Source organism: Bradyrhizobium sp. AUGA SZCCT0177 (genome assembly GCF_018130125.1).
GTDB lineage: Bacteria > Pseudomonadota > Alphaproteobacteria > Rhizobiales > Xanthobacteraceae > Bradyrhizobium.
This window is the reverse complement of record NZ_JAFCMA010000003.1, coordinates 286003-309882: the sequence shown is the minus strand read 5'-3', so window position 1 is coordinate 309882 and position 23880 is coordinate 286003. Positions and strand designations below refer to the sequence as shown.

At 63.3% G+C, this 23880-nt stretch carries 18 protein-coding genes; 7 read left to right on the top strand and 11 right to left on the bottom strand.

Annotated features, from left to right (window positions below; all coding sequences use genetic code 11):
* Positions 1-24 precede the first annotated feature (24 nt).
* The 8 genes from murA to rpsT form a co-directional block, all read right to left on the bottom strand.
* Positions 25-1323: a UDP-N-acetylglucosamine 1-carboxyvinyltransferase gene (gene murA, locus JQ597_RS05510; RefSeq protein ID WP_192736310.1), complete on the bottom strand. Its 1299-nt coding sequence runs from the start codon at positions 1321-1323 to the stop codon at positions 25-27.
* A gap of 14 nt (positions 1324-1337) precedes the next feature.
* Positions 1338-3773, bottom strand: coding sequence for a DNA topoisomerase (ATP-hydrolyzing) subunit B (gyrB, locus tag JQ597_RS05505; protein ID WP_212263216.1), 2436 nt, complete (start codon positions 3771-3773; stop codon positions 1338-1340).
* Positions 3774-4203: 430 nt separating this feature from the next.
* Positions 4204-6387, bottom strand: coding sequence for a hypothetical protein (locus JQ597_RS05500; RefSeq protein ID WP_212263215.1), 2184 nt, complete (start codon positions 6385-6387; stop codon positions 4204-4206).
* Between the two features lie 135 nt (positions 6388-6522).
* A complete protein-coding gene (locus tag JQ597_RS05495) occupies positions 6523-8700 on the bottom strand; it encodes a hypothetical protein (protein ID WP_212263214.1) in 2178 nt (725 codons plus the stop codon).
* 111 nt (positions 8701-8811) lie between these two features.
* Positions 8812-9951 (bottom strand): DNA replication/repair protein RecF, encoded by a 1140-nt coding sequence (gene recF / locus JQ597_RS05490; RefSeq protein ID WP_212263213.1) that lies wholly within the window; start codon positions 9949-9951, stop codon positions 8812-8814.
* A 133-nt stretch (positions 9952-10084) separates the two neighbouring features.
* Positions 10085-11203, bottom strand: coding sequence for a DNA polymerase III subunit beta (gene dnaN / locus JQ597_RS05485; RefSeq protein ID WP_212032095.1), 1119 nt, complete (start codon positions 11201-11203; stop codon positions 10085-10087).
* Positions 11204-11558: 355 nt separating this feature from the next.
* Positions 11559-12989, bottom strand: coding sequence for a chromosomal replication initiator protein DnaA (gene dnaA / locus JQ597_RS05480; RefSeq protein ID WP_212263212.1), 1431 nt, complete (start codon positions 12987-12989; stop codon positions 11559-11561).
* A gap of 1213 nt (positions 12990-14202) precedes the next feature.
* Positions 14203-14469: a 30S ribosomal protein S20 gene (gene rpsT / locus JQ597_RS05475; protein WP_212263211.1), complete on the bottom strand. Its 267-nt coding sequence runs from the start codon at positions 14467-14469 to the stop codon at positions 14203-14205.
* 346 nt (positions 14470-14815) lie between these two features.
* Between rpsT and JQ597_RS05470 the strand changes: the two genes are divergently transcribed.
* From JQ597_RS05470 to JQ597_RS05455, 4 genes are all read left to right on the top strand, one after another.
* Positions 14816-15133 (top strand): hypothetical protein, encoded by a 318-nt coding sequence (locus JQ597_RS05470; protein ID WP_192736318.1) that lies wholly within the window; start codon positions 14816-14818, stop codon positions 15131-15133.
* A 151-nt stretch (positions 15134-15284) separates the two neighbouring features.
* Entirely contained in the window at positions 15285-15941 is a 657-nt protein-coding gene (gene msrA, locus JQ597_RS05465) for a peptide-methionine (S)-S-oxide reductase MsrA (protein WP_212263210.1), read from the top strand.
* A gap of 239 nt (positions 15942-16180) precedes the next feature.
* The gene (locus JQ597_RS05460; RefSeq protein ID WP_212263209.1) at positions 16181-16936 is read left to right on the top strand and encodes a polysaccharide biosynthesis/export family protein; all 756 of its coding nucleotides are present in this window, start codon (positions 16181-16183) and stop codon (positions 16934-16936) included.
* Positions 16937-17119: 183 nt separating this feature from the next.
* Entirely contained in the window at positions 17120-18127 is a 1008-nt protein-coding gene (locus JQ597_RS05455) for a Bug family tripartite tricarboxylate transporter substrate binding protein (protein ID WP_212263208.1), read from the top strand.
* Between the two features lie 145 nt (positions 18128-18272).
* Here JQ597_RS05455 and JQ597_RS05450 read toward each other — a convergent pair whose 3' ends face one another.
* The 3 genes from JQ597_RS05450 to JQ597_RS05440 all read right to left on the bottom strand — a co-directional run bounded on the left by JQ597_RS05450 (position 18273) and on the right by JQ597_RS05440 (position 20168).
* Positions 18273-18944: a dienelactone hydrolase family protein gene (locus tag JQ597_RS05450; RefSeq protein ID WP_212263207.1), complete on the bottom strand. Its 672-nt coding sequence runs from the start codon at positions 18942-18944 to the stop codon at positions 18273-18275.
* A gap of 91 nt (positions 18945-19035) precedes the next feature.
* Positions 19036-19383 carry a hypothetical protein gene (locus JQ597_RS05445; RefSeq protein ID WP_212263206.1) on the bottom strand — a complete coding sequence of 116 codons (348 nt, stop codon included), beginning with the start codon at positions 19381-19383 and terminating at the stop codon, positions 19036-19038.
* Entirely contained in the window at positions 19380-20168 is a 789-nt protein-coding gene (locus JQ597_RS05440; protein ID WP_212263205.1) for an alpha/beta fold hydrolase, read from the bottom strand. Before JQ597_RS05440 ends, JQ597_RS05445 begins: the two co-directional genes overlap by 4 nt.
* 320 nt (positions 20169-20488) lie before the next feature.
* On the opposite strand from JQ597_RS05440, the gene JQ597_RS05435 reads away from it, so the two are divergent.
* The 3 genes from JQ597_RS05435 to JQ597_RS05425 all read left to right on the top strand — a co-directional run bounded on the left by JQ597_RS05435 (position 20489) and on the right by JQ597_RS05425 (position 23874).
* Positions 20489-20980 carry a (2Fe-2S)-binding protein gene (locus JQ597_RS05435; RefSeq protein WP_212263204.1) on the top strand — a complete coding sequence of 164 codons (492 nt, stop codon included), beginning with the start codon at positions 20489-20491 and terminating at the stop codon, positions 20978-20980.
* Positions 20977-23268 (top strand): xanthine dehydrogenase family protein molybdopterin-binding subunit, encoded by a 2292-nt coding sequence (locus JQ597_RS05430; protein WP_212263203.1) that lies wholly within the window; start codon positions 20977-20979, stop codon positions 23266-23268. Before JQ597_RS05435 ends, JQ597_RS05430 begins: the two co-directional genes overlap by 4 nt.
* Before the next feature lie 267 nt (positions 23269-23535).
* Positions 23536-23874, top strand: a complete 339-nt coding sequence (locus JQ597_RS05425) for a hypothetical protein (protein WP_212263202.1) — start codon at positions 23536-23538, stop codon at positions 23872-23874.
* The last annotated feature ends 6 nt before the right edge of the window (positions 23875-23880 follow it).

Below are 23880 nucleotides of genomic sequence, written 5' to 3'. Positions count from 1 at the left end.
GCGTCCACTTCGCTTGAAAACGCTCTAGCCGCCGTCTCGCGCCGGCACCCGCGTAATCCTGGCGCCGAGTGCATTGAGCCGCTCCTCGATCCGCTCATAGCCGCGTTCGATCTGGTCGGCGTTGTTGATTGTCGAGGTGCCTTCCGCGGCCACCGCCGCCAGCAGCATCGCCATGCCGGCGCGGATATCGGGCGACGTCATCAACGCCCCGCGCAATCGGCTCGGGCCCGCCACGATGGCCCGGTGCGGGTCGCACAGCACGATCCGGGCGCCCATCGAGATCAGCTTGTCGACGAAGAACATCCGCGATTCGAACATCTTTTCGAACATCAGGATCACGCCGTCGCATTGCGTTGCGGTGACGATGGCGATCGACATCAGGTCGGCGGGAAATGCCGGCCATGGCTGGTCTTCGAGCTTCGGCACATGACCGCCGAAATCATCCTGGATCTTCATGGTCTGGCCGGACGGCACCACGAGATCGTCGCCTTCGACGCCGCAGACGATGCCGAGCCGCTCAAAGCCCATCCGGACCGAGCGCAGATGCTCGACGCCGGCGCGCGCGATGCGCAGCGGCGAGCGCGTCACCGCGGCGAGCCCGATCAATGAGCCGACCTCGATATGGTCGGGCTGGATCGCGTAGCTGGTCCCGCCCAGCGTCGCCGGCCCGTGGATGATGATGGTGTTGGTGCCGATGCCCTCGATCTTGGCGCCGAGCGCGACCAGGAAGTTGGCGAGGTCCTGCACATGCGGCTCGGAGGCGGCGTTGCGCAGGTGCGTGGTGCCGTGGGCGGCGACCGCGGCGACCAGTGCGTTTTCGGTGGCGGTGACGCTGGGCTCGTCCAGGAAAACGTCGGCGCCCTTCAGCCGCGAGGCGCGGAACTCCAGCCGGTGCGTCGCCGTGACGGTGGCGCCAAGCTGTTCGAAGGCCAGAAAATGCGTATCGAGGCGGCGGCGGCCGATGACGTCGCCGCCGGGCGGCGGCAGCGCCACCTCGCCGCAACGGGCGAGCAGCGGGCCCGCCAGCAGGATCGAGGCGCGGATGCGCGCGCAAAGCTCGGGATCGAGATCGGCGGCGCGAATTTCCTTGGCGTGGATTTTCAGCGTGTTGCGCTGTACCCATTCGGCCGAGGCGCCGACCGAGCGGATCAACTCGACCAGCGTCTCGGTATCGCGAATGCGGGGAACGTTCTCCAGCGTGACCGGATGGTCGGTCAGCAGCGCCGCCGCGATGATCGGCAGCGCGGCATTCTTGTTGCCGGACGGCTCGATCGTGCCCGCAAGCCGGTGGCCGCCTTCAACGATGTATTGGATCGGCGCCACTGGAACTCCGTGCCCTAGACGTCAACGTTGGCGCTGAGCGAGTTATCCTGGATGAATTCGCGGCGCGGCTCGACCACGTCGCCCATCAGCTTGGTGAAGATGTCGTCGGCCTCGTCGACCTCCTTGATCTTCACCTGCAGCAGCGAGCGTTCGTTTTTATCGAGCGTGGTTTCCCAGAGCTGCTCCGGATTCATCTCGCCGAGACCTTTGTAGCGCTGCAGCGCCACGCCCTTGCGGCCGGCGTCGGTCACCGCGTCGAACAGGCTGATCGGCCCGTGAATCGCGATCTCGGCGTCCTTGCGGCGCAACAGGCCCGGCTTCGGATAGGCCTCCTGCAGCTTCGCCGCGTAATCGTCGAGCTTGCGGGCGTCGGCGGAGCCGAGCAGCGCGTCGTCGATAATGGCGGCATCCTTGACGCCGCGGACGGTGCGTTCGAACAGGAACCCTTCACCCTCCGTGAAGCGTCCGCTCCAGCCGCGCTCGACTTCGTCGGTCAGTGCATCGAGCCGCTTGGCGATGTAATCGGCGGCGGCATTGGCGGTGTCGATGTCGCTTGTGATCTTCGGGCTCAAGACGCCGGCGATCGCGGCCTGCTCGACCACCATGCGGTTATAGCGGCTGTGCAGATTGTGCAGGATGCCGCGGATGATGCGGGCGTCCTCCACCAGTTGCAGCAGATCACGGCCGGCGCGCTCCGAGCCGGTGGCCGGCTTGAAGACGCAATCGTCGAGGCCGGTTGCGATCAGGTAATCCTCCAGCGCGCGCTCGTCCTTCAGGTATTGCTCGGACTTGCCGCGCGTTACCTTGTAGAGCGGCGGCTGGGCGATGAAGAGATGGCCGCGGTCGATCAATTCGCGCATCTGGCGATAGAAGAACGTCAGAAGCAGCGTGCGGATATGCGAGCCGTCGACGTCGGCGTCCGTCATCAGGATGATCTTGTGGTAGCGCAGCTTGTCGGCGCTGAAATCGTCGCTGATGCCGGTGCCGAGCGCTGCGATCAGCGTGCCGATCTGTTCGCTGGACAGCATCTTGTCCATGCGAACGCGCTCGACGTTGAGAATCTTTCCCCGCAGCGGCAACACCGCCTGGAATTCGCGGTTGCGGCCCATCTTGGCGCTGCCGCCTGCGGAGTCACCCTCGACGATGAACAGTTCGGACTTGGCGGGGTCCCGTTCCTGGCAGTCGGAGAGCTTGCCGGGCAGCGAAGAACTGCCGAGCGGACTCTTCCGGGTCAGTTCGCGCGCCTTGCGGGCGGCTTCGCGCGCGGCGGCGGCCTGGATCACCTTGCCGACGATGACCTTGGCCTCGGACGGGTGTTCCTCGAACCACGCCGCCAGCGCTTCGTTGAGCACGTTCTCGACTACGGGGCGCACTTCCGAGGAGACCAGCTTGTCCTTGGTCTGCGACGAGAATTTCGGGTCCGGCACCTTGACCGAAAGCACCGCGGTGAGGCCTTCACGGCAATCGTCGCCGGTCAGCGCGATCTTTTCCTTTTTCGCGTTGGCCTCGGCATAGCCGTTGACCTGGCGCGTCAGCGCGCCGCGGAAGCCGGCCAGATGGGTGCCGCCGTCACGCTGCGGGATGTTGTTGGTGAAGCACAGCACGTTCTCGTGGTAGCTATCGTTCCACCACAGCGCGGCCTCGACGCCGATGTCGTTCAATTCCGCGCGCACCATGATCGCCGCGGGCACGATCGCCTTCTTGTTGCGGTCGAGATATTTGACGAATTCCTCGACGCCGCCGGCATATTGCATCACCTCGCGCTTTTCGACCGCGTGGCGCATGTCGGACAGCACGATATTGACGCCGGAATTCAGGAACGCGAGCTCGCGCAGGCGATGCTCCAGCGTCGCGAAATCATACTCGACATTGGTGAAGGTTTCGGTCGACGCAAAGAACGTCACCTCGGTGCCGCGCTTGCCACTGGCTTCACCCACCACCTTGAGCGGGGCAACGGAATCGCCGTGGGCGAACTCGATGTAATGCTCCTTGCCGTCGCGCCAGACCCGAAGCTGCAGCTTGCTCGACAGCGCGTTGACGACGGAGACGCCGACGCCGTGCAGTCCGCCGGAGACCTTGTAGGAGTTCTGGTCGAATTTTCCGCCGGCGTGCAGCTGGGTCATGATGACCTCGGCCGCGGAAATGCCTTCGCCCTTGTGGATGTCGACCGGAATGCCGCGGCCGTCGTCGCGCACCGTCACCGAGCCGTCGGCATTGAGCACGACTTCGACCGCCGTGGCGTGACCAGCAAGCGCCTCGTCGATCGCATTGTCGACGACCTCGTACACCATGTGATGCAGGCCGGATCCGTCATCGGTGTCGCCGATATACATGCCCGGCCGCTTGCGCACGGCGTCGAGGCCCTTCAACACCCGGATCGATTCCGCGCCATATTCAATCGGAATGGGATGCTCAGTGTCGGCAGGTGACTGCCGGGCAGGTTCTGTCATGTAAGGCCTTCGAGGTGTCCCGAATCAGCTGCGCAATATGAGGCGCTGATGGATCTATTTGTGCCATGAAAGAGGCCATGCGCCTAGCGCAAAGTCTCCTTCCACAAGCTATTGAATAAATAGTGCTTTTTGGCGCTCTTTCAAGGCGCTCAAAGGGCGATTCGGCGGCCGCTGAAAAGGCGGATTCGGGGGATGATTCCGCGCCTCGAAGTGCCTGTTTTTGAGACGTGGTCGCGGCAGGAAATAGCAGACTGCAACGGATCTGCTGGAGAACGGCGCAACAGGCGGGTTCGTTGCCGGAGAACCGATTCCCCTCACCGGGAAGGGCTCGGCTACCTGATCTTGTCCGTCATCGGCCGCGTGCTCGGGACGCAAGCGCCCGCGAGCACGCCGCCCTTGGTCTTCTCTGGGCTTCTCCAGAGCGATCGTGTCAATACATCTGCAGCGACAATGCCTCGCCGCTCGGCGCGATGATCAGGCCCCAGGCGTCATCAGCGGTGACCTCGACCGTATCGTTTCGTGCCGGACGGCCCGCGAGCTTCACCGAATAGGTGTATTTGCCCGGCGGCAGGTCGAGCATCGGAGGCTTCTGCGATTGCGGCCCGCCGGCGCCGGCAGCGAGCTTGATCGTCTGCTTGTTGATGGTGACGGCAGCCTCGCTGCCGCCCATGTTGCCGAACACCAGCCGGGCCTGACCCGGTTTCGGGATCACGTCAGCCTTCGCGGCGACTTCGGTATATTTCTGTGCGAGGCTGACTGTGGTCTCGTCCTTGGCTCGGCCGAGTTTCAGCTGTGCGGGCCCGTCGGGCGAAGCAAATGCCAGTTGCACGCGGTCTGCCTGCATGACGGCGCGCTCCGCGGATTCCTTCCAGCCGCGTTTGCCAAGCTCGGTGCGATAGAAGGCGAGCACGGAAGCGAGATCCGCAGGAACGCTGATTTCGAGTTCCCTGCGGAATGGAACGTTGCTGCCAGGCAGCTTTCCGCTTCCGCGGGAGATAGTCGAACCACGCTGCTTGGGCATCGGAAACGGCGCGTCGGCATCGGTTTCGGGGTCAACTTCGAGAACCTGCACCGCCGCTTTGGCGGCTGCGCCGCTGGAAGCCTGATCGCCTGCGGTGCCGGGCTTGGCGGCCATCTTGGCATCGGCCGTCACCAGAGCCGATCCATCGGCGCTGATCTTCGACCTCGGACCCATCTGCATGACGGTGAACGACATCGCCTTGCCGCCTTTGGAAAAGTCCATCACGACCATGCGGGGATTGTTGATGACCGAGGGCCGTTCTTTCCAGCCCTGGGCCTGCAGCGCGCCACGGTAGAACGCCGCGACCGCTCTCACGCTTGAGGGGGAATAGAAATCGAGCCGGCCTTTGGCGCCTTCGAACTGCACCTCTTCGGCATTCTCCGGCAGCGGCACGGGCTTCGAATTGTCGGCCAGCGGCCGCAGCGGCGCATCTGACATCTTGGCGGCCTGTTCCACCCGCCGCACTTCGTCGGCCGCGATGATTTCCTTTGCCATTGCCGCCGCATCGCTGAAAAATTTCGCGTCGGCTTCTTTCTTGGCCTTGGCGCGTGCCGCCAGGCCGGCTTCGGTCACCTGCGTGGTGAGGTTGATGATCGTCAGATCGTATTGGGGCTTGAGCCTGAGCGTGGCGGTTTGATCGGGAGAAGAGAAGTTGAGGACGGCCTGGTCCGGCGTCTCAACGGCGCCGCGGGTTTCCTCTTTCCAGTTCCGCACCCCTAGTTCGCGGCGGAAGAATGCGAGTACCACCGGCAACTCAGCCTGAACGGCGCCGTGTACCTTGCGCGAGTTCGAACTCGAATCGCCCTCGCTTCCGAAGCCCGCTGTCTGGTTCGGTACCGGCAGGCCGGCGGTTTCGCGCGCAAGCTCAAGGCTCTGCGGATGCGCGAAGGGCGCAATCCGGACGTCGACACTGGTCTTGCCGTCATCGCGACGCTGCAGCGTCAGCATGATCGGCTGCTGCTGGTAGCCGTCACGTTTTGGAAAGCTGTAGAAGGCGCGTGCGCCGTTGCTGATCGATGCATCGATCGTGGCGCCGGGGTAACGCGCCGCAGCGTCTGGCGCCAACAATGGCGACCAGCCGGCCGCGATCAGTTCCTTGCGGAAGAACTCCAGGCTGGTCTCGACGCTCGCAGCGGTCGTGCAGCCAAGATAGGGCCGGCGCTCGTTGAATATGATGTCGGTCGCATCGTCCGGAAACGGCACGTTCGCATAGATCCTGTCCGCGCCGTAATGCACCTCGGATTGATTGGGCTGGGTTTGCGTGAAAGACACGTTAAGTCCGTGCGGACCCCTCTTGAAGGTCAACGTGCTCCTGACGTTTTCGAACGGGCGCACGTATTGCACCCAGCCGTCGGCGGCCAGCAATTTCTTCGCCGCCGCGGTGGTGGCTGCGACGGTGCCCGGAACGTAGTAGTTCAGTTTGAAAGTTTCGGGACGGCCTTCCACGGCGCCTTCCAGGCGCGGCACGATGCGGACATCGACCATGGTGGGGTCGGCCTTGGCGGCAACCGGCACGCTGGCGATCGCCGCGAGGGCGACAGCAAACAGATGTTTCCGTGCCGGGACCAGCATCCCGCGCGTCATTCCAAACATGGGTATCTCCGGTATTCGCCGACGCCTGACGCGCAGCAGTGATGGCCGCGCATCGATGGCGCGGTTGCTGAAGTCTAGTCGCGCGGGTGGACGTCGAGGTTCAACCGGACGCCCGCCGGCTCAGACGCGCATCGTTCAATACATCTGCATCGACAATGCCTCTCCGCTCGGGAGAATGATCAGACCCCAGCCGTCGTCGGCGGTCACCTCGATCGTATCGTTTCGGGCGGGGCGGCCCGCGACCTTCATCGAATATCGGTACTTGCCCGGCGGCAGTTCGAGGATCGGGGGCCTGGGCGATTGCAGTCCACCTGCGCCGGCGGCGAGCTTGATCGTCTGCTTGTTGATGGTGACGGCCGCTTCGCTTTCACCGACATTGCCGAGCATCAGCTTGGCGTGACCCGGCTTCGGTACGAAGTCCGCTTTTGCGGCGACATCAGGATATTTCTGCGCGAGGATGACCGACGTCTCGTCGTCGCTGCGGCCAAGCTTCAGCAGTGCGGGCCCGTCGGGCGAGGTAAATGACAGCTGCACGCGGTCCGCCTGCACAACGGCGCGTTCCGCCGATTCCTTCCAGCCGCGTTTGCCGAGTTCGCGACGATAGAAGGCGAGCACGGCATTCAGTTCGGCGGGAATGCTGGCGTCAAGTTGCCTGCGGTACACAGCGTTGCTGCCCGGCAGCTTTCCGCTCGCCGACGTGTTCATCGCGCTATGCTGCTTTGGCACCGGAAAGGGCGCGTCGGGATCGGCGTCGGGGTCAACTTCGAGAACCTGCATCGCCGTTTTGGCGCCGGCGCCGTTAGAGGCCTGGGCGACGGCTGCCGCTCCTGGCTTGGCGGCCATCTTGGCATCGGCCGTCACCAGAGCCGATCCAGAGGCGGTGACACTCGCCCTCCGACCCATCTTCATGATGTCGAACCGCATCGCCTTGCCGCCTTTGGAAAACTCCATCACGACCATGCGGGAATCGTTGATGACCGAGGGCCGTTCCTTCCAGCCTTGGGCCTGCAGTGCGTCACGATAGAACGCTGCGACCGCTCTCACGGTCGAGGGGGAATAGAAATCGATTTGGCCGGCAGCGGCTTCGAACTCCACCTCTTCGGCGTTCTCCGGCAGCGGCACGGGCTTCGAATTGTCGGCAAGGGCGCGCAGCGGCGCATCCGACGGCGGCGCATCCAACAGCTTGGCGGCCTGGGCCACCTTGGCGGCCTGGGCCGCGTCGGCTTCCTTCTTGGCCTGGGCGCGTTCGGCGAGGACGGTTTCCTTCATTTGAGTGACGATATTGACCATCGTCATGTCATATCGGCGGCTGAGCTCCAGCGTGGCGGTTTGCTCGGCCGAGGAAAAGTTCGCCGTGACGTTATCAGCCGTGACCACAGCACCGCTGGTTTCTTCGGTCCAGTTTCGCGCCGCGAGTTCGCGACGATAGAAGGCGAGCGTTGCAGGAATTTCGGCAAGGACCGCCACGTCCAGCTGCCGCCGGGCCGAATCGGAATCGCCCGAGCTTCGCGTCGTCCAGGTTAGTTTTGGCGTCGGCAGGTCGGCCGTGTCGTCACCGGCTTCGAGCGTTTCCGGCATCGCAAATGGCGCGACCCGAATTTCCACGTCGGTCCGTCCGTCGTCACGGCGCTGCAGCGTCAGCATCACCGGCTGCTGCCGATGAAAGCCATTGTCGAAATCATGGGTGTAATAGGCCCGCACGCCATTCTCGATCGTCTCGCTGAGCTGCACGTTCGGCCAGCGCGCGGCCGCCTCCGCGGCTTTGAGCGGCTTCCAGCCGCTCGCGGCCATCTCCTTGCGGAAGAAGTCGAGCGTTGCGTCGAGCGCAGTCGGGGCAATACAGCCGAGATAGGGCCGCCACTCCTCGAACACGATGTCGGCAGCATCCGGCGGGAACGGCACGTTCACATGCGCTGCGTTGGCGCTATAAATCACGCTGGATTGATTGGGCTTGCCTGGCGGGACCGACACAAACAGTCCTTGCCGTCCCTTCTTGAATTTTGACGAGAACTTGTCGTTTTCGAGCGGGCCCGCATATCGCACCCAGCCGTCGGCGGCCAGCAATTGCCTCACCGCAGCGGTGGTCGCCGCGAAGCCGGTCGGAACGTCGTAGGTCACTTGATAGGTTTTGGATTGATGGGTCTTGGCAAGGGCCGTTTGTTCCACGGCCCCCTCGAGACGCGGCAGGGTGCTGACATCGACCATGTCGGAGTTGGCACTGGCGGCAACCGGCGCGCAGGCAATCACCGCGAGGGTGACAGCAAACAGATGTTTCCGTGCCGGGACCAGCATCCCGCGCGTCGTTCCAAACATGGGTATCTCCGGATATTGCCGATGCCTGACAGGCGCAGCAGCGATGGCCGCGCGTCGTGGCGCGATTGCTGGAGTCTAGTCGCGCGGGTGGGCGTTGAGGTTCAACCGGGCTCAGGCGCGGCGGGTGACGTGGCCGGAATCCACGTCGAAAACCTCGCCGGATGCGCCGATATCGGCGAATGCCGCCGGATCGGCGCCGGTCATCCAGACCTGCGCGCCGAGTTTTTCCAGCTCATTGAACAGCGCCTTGCGCCTGCCCGGATCGAGATGTGCGATGACCTCGTCGAGCAGCAACAGCGGCACGATGCCGGTCATCTCGGCGACCAGCGTGGCATGGGCCAGCACCAGCCCGATCAGCAGCGCCTTCTGTTCGCCGGTGGAGGCATCGCGCGCCGGCATGTTCTTCGGCGCGTAGACCACTTGCAGGTCGGTCAAATGCGGGCCGTCCAGCGTACGGCCTGCCGCGGCGTCGCGCGGGCGGCTCGCGCGCAGGATCTCGCGGTAGCGATCTTCCACGGCCGTCGCGGGCTCGCCCACCAGCGCATTCTCCATCCAGCCGTCGAGCATGATCTGCGCCGACGGAAACGCGGAAGCCGCGCCCCGTTCGCGCAGCATCGCTGCGAGTTTTGTGACGGTCTGGCCGCGGGTGGCCGCGACCGCGACCGCAAGCTCGGCGGTTTCGCGCTCGATCGCGTCGCACCAATGGTCGTCGTAATTGCGAACTTCGAGCAGCCGGTTGCGCGAGCGCAGCGAACGCTCCAGCGCCGACACGCGGCTGGAATGTTCGCTGTCGATCGCCAGCACCAGCCGGTCGAAGAAGCGCCGCCGTTCCGAGGCTGCGCCAAGAAACAGTCCGTCCATCGCCGGCGTCAGCCACACCATGCGCAAATGATCGCCGAACGCGGTCGCCGAGCCGACCGGCTCGCGGTCGATCCGGCAGCGGCGGCCAGTGGAACTGTTTTCATTTCCGGGCGCATCGATCCCGGTGCCCAGCGTCGCCAGCCCCAGCGCGCCCTCGACTTCGGCGGAGACGGCCCAGGAGCCGTTGCCCTGATTGTCGGCGACATCTTCCAGCGTCGCGCGCCGCAAGCCCCGTCCCGGCGATAGAAACGAGATCGCCTCGAGGCAATTGGTCTTGCCGGCGCCGTTCGGCCCCACCAGCACCACGACGTCGCCGCGCGTCTGCACGCTCCCCGCCCGATAATTGCGAAAATGCGTCAGTGTCAGCTTGTGGATGCGGGAGGGGGTCATAACGAAACTCTTTCGTCATGCCCGGCCTTGTGCCGGGCATCCACGTCTTTACTGCGCCTAAGACGTGGATGGCCGGGACAAGCCCGGCCATGACGCAATTTGGGCAGCAAGCCCGGCAATGACAAGTGGACCGTCACACCCGCATCGGCATCAGCACGTAGAGCGCGCCTTTGTTATCCTTGTCCTGCACCAGGGTCGGGGAGCCGGGATCGGCCAGCCGCAGCACCGCGACCTCGCCTTCGATCTGGGCGGCGATATCAAGGAGATAGCGCGAGTTGAATCCGATATCGAGCGCGTCGGAGGCGTATTCGACTTCGAGTTCTTCGGTGGCGCTGCCGGAATCCGGGTTGGTCACCGAGAGCACCAGCTTGCCGGCCGACAACGCCAGTTTCACCGCGCGGCCGCGTTCGCTCGAAATGGTCGAGACGCGGTCGACCGCGGCCTCGAAATCCTTCTTGTCGACGATCAGTTCCTTGTCGTTGTTCTGCGGAATGACGCGGCCGTAATCCGGGAAGGTGCCATCGATCAGTTTCGAGGTCAGCACCACATTGCCGAGGGTGAAGCGGATCTTGCCCTGCGACAATTCGATCGAGACTTCGGCTTCATTGTCCTCGATCAGCCGCTGCACTTCGCCGACGGTCTTGCGCGGCACGATCACACCGGGCATGCCGACGGCGCCCTTCGGGAGAGCCAGATCGATCTGCGCCAGCCGGTGTCCGTCGGTCGCTACCCCGCGCAAGGTCGCAGCCTTGGCGCTGCCGGCCGAGTGCAAATAGATGCCGTTGAGGTAATAGCGGGTCTCTTCGGTTGAGATCGCAAATTGGGTGCGGTCGATCAGGCGCTTGACGTCAGCGGCGGCCAGCGAGAACGAGTGCGTCATGTCGCCGGCAGCCAGATCGGGGAAATCGCTTTCGGGAAGGGTCTGCAGCGTGAAGCGCGAACGGCCGGCGCGGATCGCCAGCACCGAACGGTCGCCGTCGGCCTCCAGCACGATCTGCGCGCCATCGGGCAGCTTGCGGACGATGTCGTAGAACATGTGCGCCGGCACGGTGGTCGAGCCGGCGGTTCCGGTTTCCGCTGCCAGGGTTTCCGTCACCTCGAGATCGAGGTCGGTCGCCTTCAGCGACAGTTTGGCGTTCTCGGCACGGATCAGCACGTTGCCGAGGATCGGGATGGTGTTGCGGCGCTCGACCACGCGATGGACGTGGCCCAGCGATTTCAGGAGTTGCGCGCGTTCGACGGTGACCTTCATTGCAATACCCGCCTGATCCCTAAGATGGAAAAGCCGGGCGGCCCTGAAGGCACGCCGCGGCCATTGAAACCCGAAAAGCCGGATCAAGATGGGACTTGATCAAACCTTCGGGGGGACCGCAAGGTGGCGCGGATAGGGTTTAAGCGCAAGGGATTACGACGCCGTTTCCCACGGTTTGCGGGCAAATTCACCGTCGTCCCGGCGTGGTGCGCAATTGCGCACCACGGGCCGGGACCCATAACCACAGGCGTTCGTGGCTGCATAAGCCGTCAGCCAAGGTGCCCAAAAGCCCGGCCGCGGAGTATGGGTTCCGGCGCCCGTGCGCAATTGCGCACTAGGCCGGAACGACTGCCGTTCATTCCTGCAATTGGCGCTTCAGCGATTCCACTTCTTCCGACAGCGCCGTATCCCGGGACACCAGTGCCTCGATCTTGCGCACGGCGTGCAGCACCGTGGTGTGGTCGCGTCCGCCGAACCGGCGGCCGATCTCGGGCAGCGAGCGCAGCGTCAGCGTCTTGGCCAGGTACATCGCGACCTGGCGCGGGCGAACCACATTGGCGGTACGCCGGGAGGACAACAGGTCCGAACGGCTGACATTATATTGCCGGGCCACCACGCGCTGGATGTCCTCGATCTTGATCCGCTTCGGTTCCTGCGGACGGATCAGGTCGCGGACTTCGCGCTCGGCCATTTCCAGCGTCACCGGCTGGGCGTTGAGCTTGGAGTGCGCGAGCAGCCGGTTGATGGCGCCTTCGAGATCCCGGCCGTTATGGGTGATGGTGCGCGCGAGATAGTCCAGCACCGGTTCCGGCACGTCGAAGCTCGCATGATGGGCACGGGCCGCGGCGACGCGCGATTTGAGGATGCCGAGCCGAAGCTCTTCGCCGAGCGAACCCATTTCCACGACGAGGCCGCCGGCCAGCCGCGAGCGCACGCGATCATCGAGGCTTTCGAGATCGGACGGCGGGCGGTCGGCCGCGATCACGACCTGGCGGCCGGCATCGATCAGCGCGTTCAGCGTATGGCAGAACTCGGCCTGGGTCGATTTGCCCTGCAGAAACTGCAGATCGTCGATCACGAGCACGTCGATGCCGCGCAGCGCTTCCTTGAAGGCCAGCGCCGTCTGCGTCTTCAGCGCCGCGACGAAGCCGTACATGAACTTCTCGGCGGTGAGATAGAGCACCTTGCGCTCGTTGCCGGAATTGCCGGCCCACGTGACGGCCTGCAGCAGATGGGTTTTGCCGAGGCCGACGCCGGCGTGAATATAGAGAGGATTGAACATCACGGCATCGCCGCGCCGCCCTTCGGCGACCTGGCGGGCCGCCGCATGCGCCAGCGTGTTGGAGCGGCCGATCACGAAACTTGCAAAGGTGAGGCGCGGGTCGAGCGGCGAGCCGCCGAGCGCATCATGGCTCGCGGACACCGGCGCGGTCGCGGTGGCGCGCAGCTCGGGCGCGGGGCGACCGTTGGCATGCTCGACGCGGCGCTGATCGGCCGGCGCGGGAGCTTCCTTCGCGGGTGCGGCGCATCGCATCGCCGTGCGCACGGTGAGGTCGATCCGGTGCACTTCGGGCATCTCGGCCTGCCAGCAGGCGAGAACGCGATCGGCGTAATGCGCCTGGATCCAGCTCTTGAGGAACCGGGTCGGAACCGAAAGATGGACGTTCTCGTCCTGCACGCCTTCCAGATCCATGCGCGCGAACCAGCTCGAATAGACGTCTTCGCCTACCGTCGTCCGCAACCGACCCTTCACCCGCGACCAGCGATCCTGTTCGATATTCGTCATTGCCTGATAACTTTTCTGAAAGAGTAATGTTCGTTGCTAATTCGCCTTGCAGGGTTCCTGCCAACAGGGGTGCTGCAAGGCGCGACCTCACGCGGGGCTTCAACTCCGGACATAGATCGACCGTTCGGCGCGAACGCCGCTGGTCAGATTTTCAGTTGGAGAAGAAGGTTTCCCGCGAGGTCAGCGCGTACTCGACGGCCCGTCCGGAGTTCGCACCGAGGAATGGTTGGAAAAGAAGGCTGGAGCAACCAATACGGTCTGTTGTGAAATGCGTCCGTCTAATGCCGCGATTCCGTAAAGCATAGTGCCTCCCCCTCTCGCCGCGAGAACGCGGCGAGTTGTCATGTCGAAAGTGTTTTCAAAGTCAGTCTGCCGCTACCGGACATCTGCCCGGCGCTGCGCCGCCGCGTAACCTCAGTCTGTCGTCTTCAACACGTTCACGCACTCCGCGTTCCCAACGCTGCGGTTGCCAACACTTGCCTTATCTCCCTAGTCATCGACACGCGAAACCTGCACGCCACGCCTGAGAAATTTAGACACAGAACAACCATTCTCATATTGCTATGAGTTACCAACTTAGCATCGCTTGGAAAGCGTCGCTAACGCGCACACCGCCGCCGATTTGCACGTCCACCCTTGGGTCTCAAACCGCGCTGGTCTGGAGAGCCGTGGGCGTCGCGAACGACACTAGATGTACACCAAGCGGAAATTCTGACAATCCGTGAATCGACGTGTGTGACCGAGTCCTCGGCTGTGTGGCCGGGTTGCAATTGTGACACTCGAAAGCAACGTTTTGGATTCGTGAACAGATTCGCGCGCGCTTGCGCATCGTGACAATTTTCGACGCACTCGAGAAAAATTTTAAGAAACCGTTACAATCGCGCTTGCGCAGACCATTTTTCAAACCGCTTGAAGTCGCTATGTGGATAAGTGATTAGCGAGACGAAGTTTTTCGCGATTCTTTTTTAGGGTAACTCTCGCGTGGCTGTTGCGGGCAAACAGCGGGAATCTTTTGGAACCTCGCGCAGCAAAACTCGCTGTGCATCTCGCGTCTGCGCACAGCATTGCCGTTGCAACAAACTGCACCGCGTAAAACTACGGGGCCGAAGAAATATGACACGCGCTCTGCTGTGCAGCAACGGGACAATCGAACTGGAAAAAGAAAAAGCCCGGCCAAGGCCGGGCTTCTTTGACGAATATTTTTTTCGTCAGTTCATTTCGCGAGCTTGGCGATCTGGTGCGTCAGGCGTGACACCTTCCGGCTCGCGTTGTTCTTGTGAATGATGTTGCGCTGCGCGGCTTGCATCAGTTCCGGTTCCGCGTGCGCCATCGCCTTCAACGCTGCATCGCGGTCGCCGCTCTTGATGGCTTCTTCGACGGTGCGAACCGCACCACGCATCTGGGTGCGGCGCGACTTGTTGATGATGGTGCGGCGGGCAATCTTGCGGGTCGCCTTCTTGGCGGAAGTGGTATTGGCCATGTTCTCAACTATCCTTCGGCTGTCATCGCTCGGGTGGTCGGGCTTGAGCGCGCCGGCCGTTCAAATTGCGCTGGTGTGTTTCAGGGTGTCCTTGAGGTCGCCATGCTCGGAAGCCAAAATGCTCCCACCGCGGCGCGGCTCAAAGAACAGCGGCGGCGGGATTGCGCCCGCCGCCATTGGGGGTCTTATAGAGGGCTGGTTCTGCACCGTCAACGCTTTCTGGACCCACCAAAAATCGGAAAATCCAGCCGGAAATGGCGCATAAGGTGCTGACGAGGTTGAATTTATTAGGGGAGCCCGGTATTGGGCTGACGGCCTTCCGGGCCCGACAGGTATAAGGTGACGCATGATCCGCGGTTTCTTCCGGCTAATTGGCCTGCTGCTCCTAGCCGGCGGATTCATCTTTATGGTCTATGACGGCGCACGGTATGTCGCCGACCAGACCCTGCGTTTCACCCGCTTCGGGCAGTTCTGGAACGACATCCACCAGTCCAGCCAGCTGGCGTTTCGCACGTCGGTCGAGGGTGCCGCGCCCTGGCTCTGGAACAGCGTCATCAAGGTCCTGCTGGACCAGCCGGTTTTCGCGGTGCTGGGCGTGTTCGGCATTCTCTTGATGATCCTGTTCCGGCCCCGCAAGCCGTTGATCGGCTATTCGCGGGACTGACAGGCTTTGGTTCAGCAAAGGCCAGGCGTTGCCAAGGCTGCGTAAGGAGGCTTGCTTAACAGGGCTGCGGCAACCCGCGTAAAGCCTTATATAGAAGTCAGCCGGCTGCCGCCGTTTGCGCGCCAGCCGATGTTCCGCCTGGAGGCAATCCATGTTGTTCATGCGCAAGACCACCGCGTTGCCGAGTGCCGCCGAAGCGCTGCCGGGCCGCGCCACGCCGATCCCGACCGCGTCAACCCATTTCGTCAACGGCCGCAAGCTGCAGCCGCCTTATCCCGCAGGTCTCGAGCAGGCGGTGTTCGCGCTCGGCTGTTTCTGGGGCGCCGAACGCAAGTTCTGGCAACTCGGCGAGGGCATTTTTGCGACCGCCGTCGGTTACGCCGGCGGCCACACGCCCAATCCGACCTACGAAGAAGTTTGCTCGGGCCGCACCGGTCACACCGAAGTGGTGCTGGTCGTGTTCGATCCGAAGAAGTTCTCCTACGAAGCGCTGCTGAAGACGTTCTGGGAAAATCACAACCCGACGCAGGGCATGCGCCAGGGCAATGATGTCGGCACCCAATATCGTTCCGCGATCTACACGCTCAGCGATGCGCAACGCAAAGCCGCCGATGCGTCGAAGGCGATGTACCAGAAGGCGCTGGCGGCCAAGGGTCTTGGCGCCATCACTACCGAGATCGCACCGTCAGGCGAATTCTATTTTGCCGAGGACTATCACCAGCAATATCTCGCCAAGAATCCGGCCGGCTATTGCGGGCTGGGTGGCACCGGCGTGTCGTGCCCGATCGGCGTCGGCGTGACCGCTTGATTGACTAGTTCTTTCTTCACCTCTCCCCGCCTGCGGGGAGAGGTCGGATTGCATCGCAGATGCAATCCGGGTGAGGGGGTACAGGTCTAACGATCTACACCACCCTCGCGGTGAGAGCCCCTCACCCCAACCCTCTCCCCGTAAGAACGGGGAGAGGGAGTCTCCCACCGCACCGCACCCCAAAAAAACGCTTTGTTAACCATAACCGGTGCAAGACTAGAGCTGTCTCGCTTTGAGGGATGGCTCCGGTGCGAGTTGCGCGCGCGTTTCGATTTTCGATCACTGCGATGATGGCCGCGCTCGCTCTGTCGGGGTGCATGCGCACGGCTGGACCCGTCGCGGTCGCGCCGCAAGCCGATCTCGACGCCATGACCTATGGCGCGGCGCCGGCGCCGGTCGTCGTCGTGGACAATAGCGGCGGCGGCGCCATCAGCGCGATGCGCGCGTCCTTTGCCAGAACGCCGCGTCCAGTTTACGCGCCCGCTCCCGTGGTTGTCGCGGCGCCCGTCGCCTACGCCGAACCGGTCCGATATGACACGTCGTATCATCTCGATGCCGGCGACAGGCTGCGCGTCGTGGTCTACGGCCAGGAAGGCCTCACCAATACTTACGCGATCGATGCCGGCGGCTCGATCACGATACCGCTGATCGGCTCGGTGCCGGCGCGCGGCCGCACGCCCGCCGGTCTCGCAGCCGAGATCGCAGCCAAACTGCGTGCCGGCTTCATCCGTGATCCCTCCGTCGCGGTCGAGATCGAAGCCTACCGGCCGTTCTTCATCCTCGGCGAAGTGGCGGCGCCCGGGCAATATCCTTACGTGCCCAACATGACCGTCGAAAGCGCGGTTGCGATTGCCGGCGGTTTCTCGCCCCGCGCGCGCCGTGACCGCGTGACTGTGACACACACCGATGCTTCCGGAACCGCGCGCTACGTTGTTCCGCCCGGTACCTCGATCAGCCCGGGCGATACGGTGCTGGTCGGCGAGCGCTGGTTCTAGCGGCGCTGTTCCGATCATTCCGTGCAGCGGCATTACCGTTATCAGTGCCATTGGCTGGCTGTGGTGAATCAGCGCATTCGGCGCGGAGCGCCGGATCGGAACTTGCCTCTCACAGGCCAGCGGCATAAGCCGCCGTCAACGCAATCCAGCGATATCAACCTATCAAAATCACTTGGAGATAAGATGAGCATCCGTTTGCCAACCAAGCTCGTGCGCACTGCAATTTCAGCTGCAATGATCGCAGGCATTGCCATGACGGCCGTGTGCGTGTCCGCGGAACAGGCGGCGGCGCAGTCCTATCCGGAGCGGCGAATAACCTTCGTGGTGCCGTATCCCGCGGGCGGAGCCACCGACGTCTCGGCACGCCTCCTGGCCAACAAACTGTCGGAGGCGTGGAAGCAGCCCGTCGTCGTCGAAAACAAGTCGGGCGGCGGCGGTGTGGTCGGCAATGATTACGTCGCCAAGGCGCAGCCCGACGGCTACACCGTGCTGGTCGCCATCACCCAGATCATCCAGGCGCCGAGCCTGGTTGGGAAACTGCCCTACGACGTCTTCAAGGATCTCGCGCCGGTGACCCAGGTCGGGCTGTCGACGATCGTGCTGACGGTCCCCGAGGCGCAGCCGATCAAGACGGTCAAGGAACTGATCGATCACGCCAAGGCGAACCCCGGCAAGGTGCCGTACGGCTCGTTCGGCAACGCGACGACGTCGCATCTCTACGGCGAACTCTTGAAGAAGAACGCGGGCATCGACATGACCCATGTTCCCTATCGTGGCGCGGCGCCGCTGGTGAACGATCTGCTCAACAACACGGTGACCGCGGGCTTCGTCGATCTGACCACGGCCGGCCCGCAAATCCAGGCAGGCAAGGTCCGGGCGCTGGCGGTCGGCGGCGAAAAGCGCAGGACCCAGTTGCCGAACGTCCCGACGCTGGCCGAACTCGGCTTCCCCGGCTTTGAGGCCGAAGGTTGGGTTGGTGTCTTCGTGCCCGCTGCAACGCCCAAGGACATCGTCACGAAACTGTCCGCGGAGCTGGCCCGCATCATCGCATCCCCTGAGGGCACCGCGGGGCTCGAGACGGTCAGCCTGATGCCCGTCGGCGGTACGGCGGAAACCTTCGAAGCCACCCTGCGCCGCGACTACGCACGCTGGGCGGATGTGGTGAAAGCCACCGGCGTCAAGGGCGAGTAATCATTGTCGCCCCGGCGAAGGCCGGGGCCCATACGCCGCGGCCTATCGATGAGCACGCTGGCGTTAGAGACCTCTGCAACAATGAGGGCTGCGGCGTATGGGTCCCGGCCTTCGCCGGGGCGACGGGTGAATGACGCCGTTGCCGTCACTTCAAATGTTTTGCAAAGAAATCGAGGCTGCGCGGCCAGGCGATGTCGGCGCTGGCTTTGTCGTAGCTGGCCCGCTCGTCGCAGTGAAAGCCGTGCTGCGCGCCGGGATAGACAAAGACTTCGACGTCGGGCCGCTTGGTCTTGATGGTCTCGACGTCGGTCAGCGGAATGCCGGCGTCCTTTTCGCCGAAATGCAGTTGCGTCGGCACTTTCGGTTTGTCGTCGGCGAAGCGGACGACGGCGCCGCCGTAATAGCCGACCGCGGCCGATAGCCCCGTCAGCTTGGTCGCAGCGGCGAAAGCGATGCTGCCGCCGAGGCAGAAGCCGATGATGCCGACCGGGCCCACGCTCTTGACCGTATCGATCGCGGCCTGGGTGTCGAGCAACATCGCCGGCCAATCCGGATTGGCGATGAATTTGCGCGCGTTCGCGACCTCATCCGGCGAATAGCCGCATTGGAAGTTCGGGCTGATACGGTCGAAGATCGACGGCGCGATCGCGACATAGCCGGCGCCTGCAAGGCGATCGCACACCGAACGAATATGGTGATTGACGCCAAAGATCTCCTGGATCACCACGATGGCCGCCTTGGGCGCGCCCGCGGGATCGGCGCGATAGCCGCCGAGTTTGAAACCGTCCGAAGCCGTCAGTGTAATATCCTGTCCCACGGGTCATCCTTTTTGTTGCAGGTTTGCTTTTTGTTGAAGATTTGCTTTTCGTTGAAGGGTTGCACGAAGCCAGTTGCAGCGAAGGCGGCTGCTATTGCCACATCCAGTTGTGACCCCAGTCGCCCTTCCAGCCCGCCAGCCGGCCTTTGCGGAATTGCAGATAGAGCCGGTGCTTGCTGGGAAACAACCCGCTGCCGCCGAGATCGCGGAAGGTGAGGAACACCTCATCGCCCGGCCGTCCCTTGACGTAATTGAGCGGAGTTCCAAGCGCGCGTTCGGCTTCCATCGCATCCATGCCGAACACCAGCGGCGTGGTGTTCGACAGTGTTTCAGTGAACGGGGGCGGGTAGGGGCCGCCGAACGGCGGCAGATGTTGTGCAAGCACGGGTGCCAAAGTGCCTGACACCATCAGAAAGGCCGCGGTGGCAATCGCCTTCATGTCGCGGCCCTCGTGGCGGCCTTTGCATCTAGGCCATCAAGGAACGGCAGCACCGCTTCGATAAAGGCCTGCGGCTGATCGATGTTGACGGCGTGGCCGGCGGCCGGAACCACCACCTTCTTCGCGCCGGGAATTTTTGCCGCCATGTAATCGGATGCGGCCAGGAACGGCGTGTCGTCGGCGCCGACCACGACCAGCGACGGCACCTTGATGTCGGGCAGCGATTCGATCACGCGCGCGTCGCGCTGGATCAGCATGCCGCGCGCGGCCCGCGCCAGTCCCGAGGCATCGCGATGGCTGACGCCCGAGCGTTCGCGGCTGGCGGATTTCAGGACGTCCAGGCCCTCGCGATCGAAGCGGTCGCCGGTGTCACGGGCGCGCTTGTTCCAGACCTCGCGCGCCTCGTCCTTCTTGAAGCCGGGTCCGGTGTCGATGATCAGCAGCGCGCGCACGCGCTCGGGATGGCTGCGATAGAACGCCAGCGACATGTAGCCGCCGAGCGACAGCCCGCCGACGATGGCCTTGTCCGCGCCGACCTCGTCGAGCAATGCTGCCATGTCGGCCACCGTCAGCGCTTCGCTATAGGCTGCGGGATCATCGGGATAATCCGACTGGCCGTGGCCGCGCATGTCCCACAACACGAGTTTGTGATGCTTCGACAGCGCCTCGATCTGGCCCTGCCACATCCCGGAGGTCGAGGAATAACCGTGGGTCAAGAGCAGCGGTGGGCCGCTGCCATGCACCTCGTAATAGATGTTGACGCCGTCACGGTTGATCTTCGGCATTGCGATTTTCCGGCCAGGATAATGTGCGATTTCGATCCGGTGGCATCCTAGCGCGATCTTTCGGCGGTTGGGAAATGCGGAAATGGCGGACCGTGCCCACGCCGGCGCATTCCAAATCAAGGGCACGCGCAACATCTTGCCGCAGCGCACAACCAGATTTTTCAAAATTTTATTCTCTTCGAACGATTCCAAATTGCATTGCCTCTAATTCGGATCGGTATCATTCTGCGCGCCAACTGACATCGAGCCGGTGGGTGCCAGGAATACCCAACAGTGATTGCCGCCGTAAGCGGCTTCATGCACCGGAAGGGGAAGCGCAAATGCCAAATCTGAATATCAACGGGCGGAATATGTCCGTCGAGGCGGCGGGCGATACGCCGCTGCTATGGGTCATCCGCGAGCAATTGCAGATGACCGGCACGAAATTCGGATGCGGCGCCGGCCTGTGTGGCGCCTGCACGATTCACGTCAACGGCGAAGCCGTCAGGTCCTGCCAGACCCCGGTCAGCGAGGCCGTCGGCAAGAAGATCACCACCATCGAAGGCCTCAGCGCCAAGAGCGATCACCCGCTGCAGAAGGCCTGGATCCTCGAGCAGGTTCCGCAATGCGGCTACTGCCAGTCCGGCCAGATCATGCAGGCGGCTTCGCTGCTTTCCAAGAATTCCAATCCGACCAAGGAAGAAGTGGTTGCGCATATGGACGGCAATCTGTGCCGCTGCATGACCTATTCCCGCATCCAGAAGGCGATCCTGCGCGCCGCCGCCGACATGCGCACCGCGTCCAACGCCGGCACCGAGCGGAGGCCCACATGAACACTCACGTGAAAAAGATATCCGGCGAACCCGCCGACCTCAGCCGCCGTTCATTCCTCGTCGGCACCGCCGCCGCAGGCCTCGCGCTCGGCTACTCCGCCGTTCCCGGCCTGCTCGGCGCCGATCAGGCGCTGGCGGCACCGGCCAAGTTCGATCCCAGCGTCTGGTACTCGATCGGACCGGATGGATTGGTCACCGTGACGTGCGGCAAGGCCGATATGGGCCAGCACATCGCCTCGACCATGGCGCAGATCGTTTCCGAAGAGCTCGGCTCGTCCTGGAAGGACATGCGGGTTCAGCTTGCCTCCAACGATCCGAAGTTCAACGATCCCGTCCTGGGCGCGCAGATCACCGGCGGCAGCTGGTCGACGATGATGAACTTCGATGCGATGAGCCGCGCGGGCGCCGCCGGGCGGATCGCGCTGACGCAGGCGGCGGCCACGATCATGGGCGTTCCCGCCGGCGAACTGGTGGTGCGCGATTCCACCGTGTCGCATCCGAAGTCGAAGAAGTCGATGAGCTTCGCCGACATCGTCAAGAGCGGCAAGATCACCAAGACTTTCACGCCCGACGAACTCAAGGCGATCAAGCTCAAGACTCCCGATCAATACACCATGGTCGGCGTTTCCGTTCCGCAGCTCGACATTCCCCCGAAGAGCAACGGCACGGCCAAATACGGCATCGACGTCAATCTGCCGGGCATGGTCTACGGCGCTGTGGTGACCCCGCCGGTGCGCTTTGGCGCCACGGTGAAATCGGTCGATGATTCCGCGGCCAAGAAAGTGCCGGGCTTCATCAAGGCAGTGACGCTCGACGACAAGACCGGCAGCACGACTGGCTGGGTGGTGGCGGTAGCCAATACCTATGCCAATGCGAAGAAAGCGGCGGGAGCGCTGAAGATCGCCTATGACAATGGTCCGAACGCCAAGCTGTCGAGCGAGTCGCTGCTGGAAGAGGCGAAGCGGCTGCAGAAGCTGGATGATTCCGGGCAGTTCTTCGTCAAAGACGGCGATACCGCGGCGGCCTTCGGCACCGCGGCGAAAGTGCTGGAGGCGGAATACACCACCAGCATCAACATCCATGCGCCGCTCGAGCCGATGAACGCCACCGCGGAGTTCAAGGGCGACATCCTGAATATCTATTCCGGCAACCAGTTCGCGACGCGCTCCGGCGCGATCGCGGCGGGCGCCGCCGGTATAGATCCGAAGTTCGTCGTGATGCATCAGATGTGGCTGGGCGGCGGCTTCGGCCGGCGTCTCGATGCCGACATGATGGTGCCCGCGGTGCAGGCGGCGAAAGCCGTCGGCAAGCCGGTCAAGGTGATCTATTCCCGCGAAAACGACATGACCATGGACTATTCGCGGCCGCTGACCTTCCAGAAGGTCAAGGCGGGCCTCGATGGCGACGGCAAACTGATCGCGCTCAATCACGACGTGGTCAGCGCGTGGCCGACCCAGCGCTGGGGCATCCCCGATTTCCTGTCGCCTTCGGTCGACAAGAAGGGGCCGCTGGATGCGTTCACCGTGAACGGGGCGGATTTCTTCTATTCCGTGCCCAATCACAATGTGCGCGCCATCAAGAACGAGATGGCGCACAACGCCACCCCGTCGGGACAGCTGCGGTCGGTCGCACCGGGCTGGACCTTCTGGGCGGTCGAAAGCATGATCGACGAACTCGCCCACGCCGCCGGCAAGGATCCCGCCGAGTACCGGATCTCCCTGCTCGACGGCAAAGGCAAGAACGATGGTGGCGCGCAGCGTCTGCGCAGCACCCTGCTCGCGGCGATGGGCATGGCCGGCTACGGCACCGTCAAACTCCCCAAGGGAGAAGGCATGGGCGTGGCCTGCGTGTCGTCGCAGGAGCGGGCGACCGCGAGCTGGACCGCCTGCGTGGCCCATGTCGCGGTTTCGCCGAGCGGCGAGGTCAAGGTCAAGAAGCTGACCGTGGCCACCGACGTCGGCATGCAGGTGCATCCCGACAACATCCGCGCCCAGGTCGAGGGTGCGGCGCTGTGGGGCCTTTCGCTCGCGATGTATGAAAAGGCGACGCTGAAGGACGGCGGTATCGAGCAGACCAACTTCGATACCTACACCCCGCTCCGCATGAGCCAGATGCCGGAAGTCGCCGTCAACGTCATCGCCAACGGCGAAAAGCCGACCGGCGTCGGCGAGCCGGCGGTGACCGTGATCGCGCCCGCGCTGGGCAACGCCATCTTCAACGCCTGCGGCGCCCGCGTCCGCGCGTTGCCGATCACGGCGGAGGCGGTAAAGGCGAGCATGAAGGCGTAGGACTGCCTCAGGTTACGCAACAACAACGATCCGCCGGAGATTTCTCCGGCGGATTTTTTTGCGTTGTTGGCGCGAAGCTCCCACAACCGTCATTGCGAGCGCAGCGAAGCAATCCATAGCAGCCAAAAAAACAAGTGTGGATTGCTTCGCTCGCAATGACGGCGGAAGCTCCGTTGGCGGGTTCTCTTTAATCCGCCGCACGATTACGAGATGGCGTGTTAAAGAGAGCCCGCCCTACGCGAGCTATGGGTGGTAGCGGAGAGAAAAATGCAGCAAGCGATCAGCGCGCTTCTCGTACTTGGACCGCTTCCGAGCTCTGCGGCTGCTACCGTTCCAACGATGCAAGCATTTGAGGAGCAGATGTCGAAGGTTCAAACGCCTGTCACGGATGAAGAGGCTTGCGCGTTAGTGAAACTCTTCGGTCCAGACGGTTGCTTCGGACTTGCGCGGACCCTGTTGCATCTGATCGAGACAGCGCCCGGTTGGCCGGTTGAACGTGCATTGATTGGCTTCGAAGGCGAATGGATAGATCGCCTTCGCGAGCGAGCCGAGGGCCGGAGGGCGGATTCCCTTCAATCCGCCATCTCGTATGGGCCGGCGGGTTAAAGAGAA

Bases quoted from the DNA above. Each gene is read 5' to 3' on its own strand.
- gyrB (WP_212263216.1), bottom strand. From the start codon at position 3,773: ATGACAGAACCTGCCCGGCAGTCACCTGCCGACACTGAGCATCCCATT.
- JQ597_RS05500 (WP_212263215.1), bottom strand. From the start codon at position 6,387: ATGTTTGGAATGACGCGCGGGATGCTGGTCCCGGCACGGAAACATCTG.
- JQ597_RS05495 (WP_212263214.1), bottom strand. From the start codon at position 8,700: ATGTTTGGAACGACGCGCGGGATGCTGGTCCCGGCACGGAAACATCTG.
- recF (WP_212263213.1), bottom strand. From the start codon at position 9,951: ATGACCCCCTCCCGCATCCACAAGCTGACACTGACGCATTTTCGCAAT.
- dnaN (WP_212032095.1), bottom strand. From the start codon at position 11,203: ATGAAGGTCACCGTCGAACGCGCGCAACTCCTGAAATCGCTGGGCCAC.
- dnaA (WP_212263212.1), bottom strand. From the start codon at position 12,989: ATGACGAATATCGAACAGGATCGCTGGTCGCGGGTGAAGGGTCGGTTG.
- rpsT (WP_212263211.1), bottom strand. From the start codon at position 14,469: ATGGCCAATACCACTTCCGCCAAGAAGGCGACCCGCAAGATTGCCCGC.
- JQ597_RS05470 (WP_192736318.1), top strand. From the start codon at position 14,816: ATGATCCGCGGTTTCTTCCGGCTAATTGGCCTGCTGCTCCTAGCCGGC.
- msrA (WP_212263210.1), top strand. From the start codon at position 15,285: ATGTTGTTCATGCGCAAGACCACCGCGTTGCCGAGTGCCGCCGAAGCG.
- JQ597_RS05460 (WP_212263209.1), top strand. From the start codon at position 16,181: ATGGCTCCGGTGCGAGTTGCGCGCGCGTTTCGATTTTCGATCACTGCG.
- JQ597_RS05455 (WP_212263208.1), top strand. From the start codon at position 17,120: ATGAGCATCCGTTTGCCAACCAAGCTCGTGCGCACTGCAATTTCAGCT.
- JQ597_RS05445 (WP_212263206.1), bottom strand. From the start codon at position 19,383: ATGAAGGCGATTGCCACCGCGGCCTTTCTGATGGTGTCAGGCACTTTG.
- JQ597_RS05440 (WP_212263205.1), bottom strand. From the start codon at position 20,168: ATGCCGAAGATCAACCGTGACGGCGTCAACATCTATTACGAGGTGCAT.
- JQ597_RS05435 (WP_212263204.1), top strand. From the start codon at position 20,489: ATGCCAAATCTGAATATCAACGGGCGGAATATGTCCGTCGAGGCGGCG.
- JQ597_RS05430 (WP_212263203.1), top strand. From the start codon at position 20,977: ATGAACACTCACGTGAAAAAGATATCCGGCGAACCCGCCGACCTCAGC.
- JQ597_RS05425 (WP_212263202.1), top strand. From the start codon at position 23,536: ATGCAGCAAGCGATCAGCGCGCTTCTCGTACTTGGACCGCTTCCGAGC.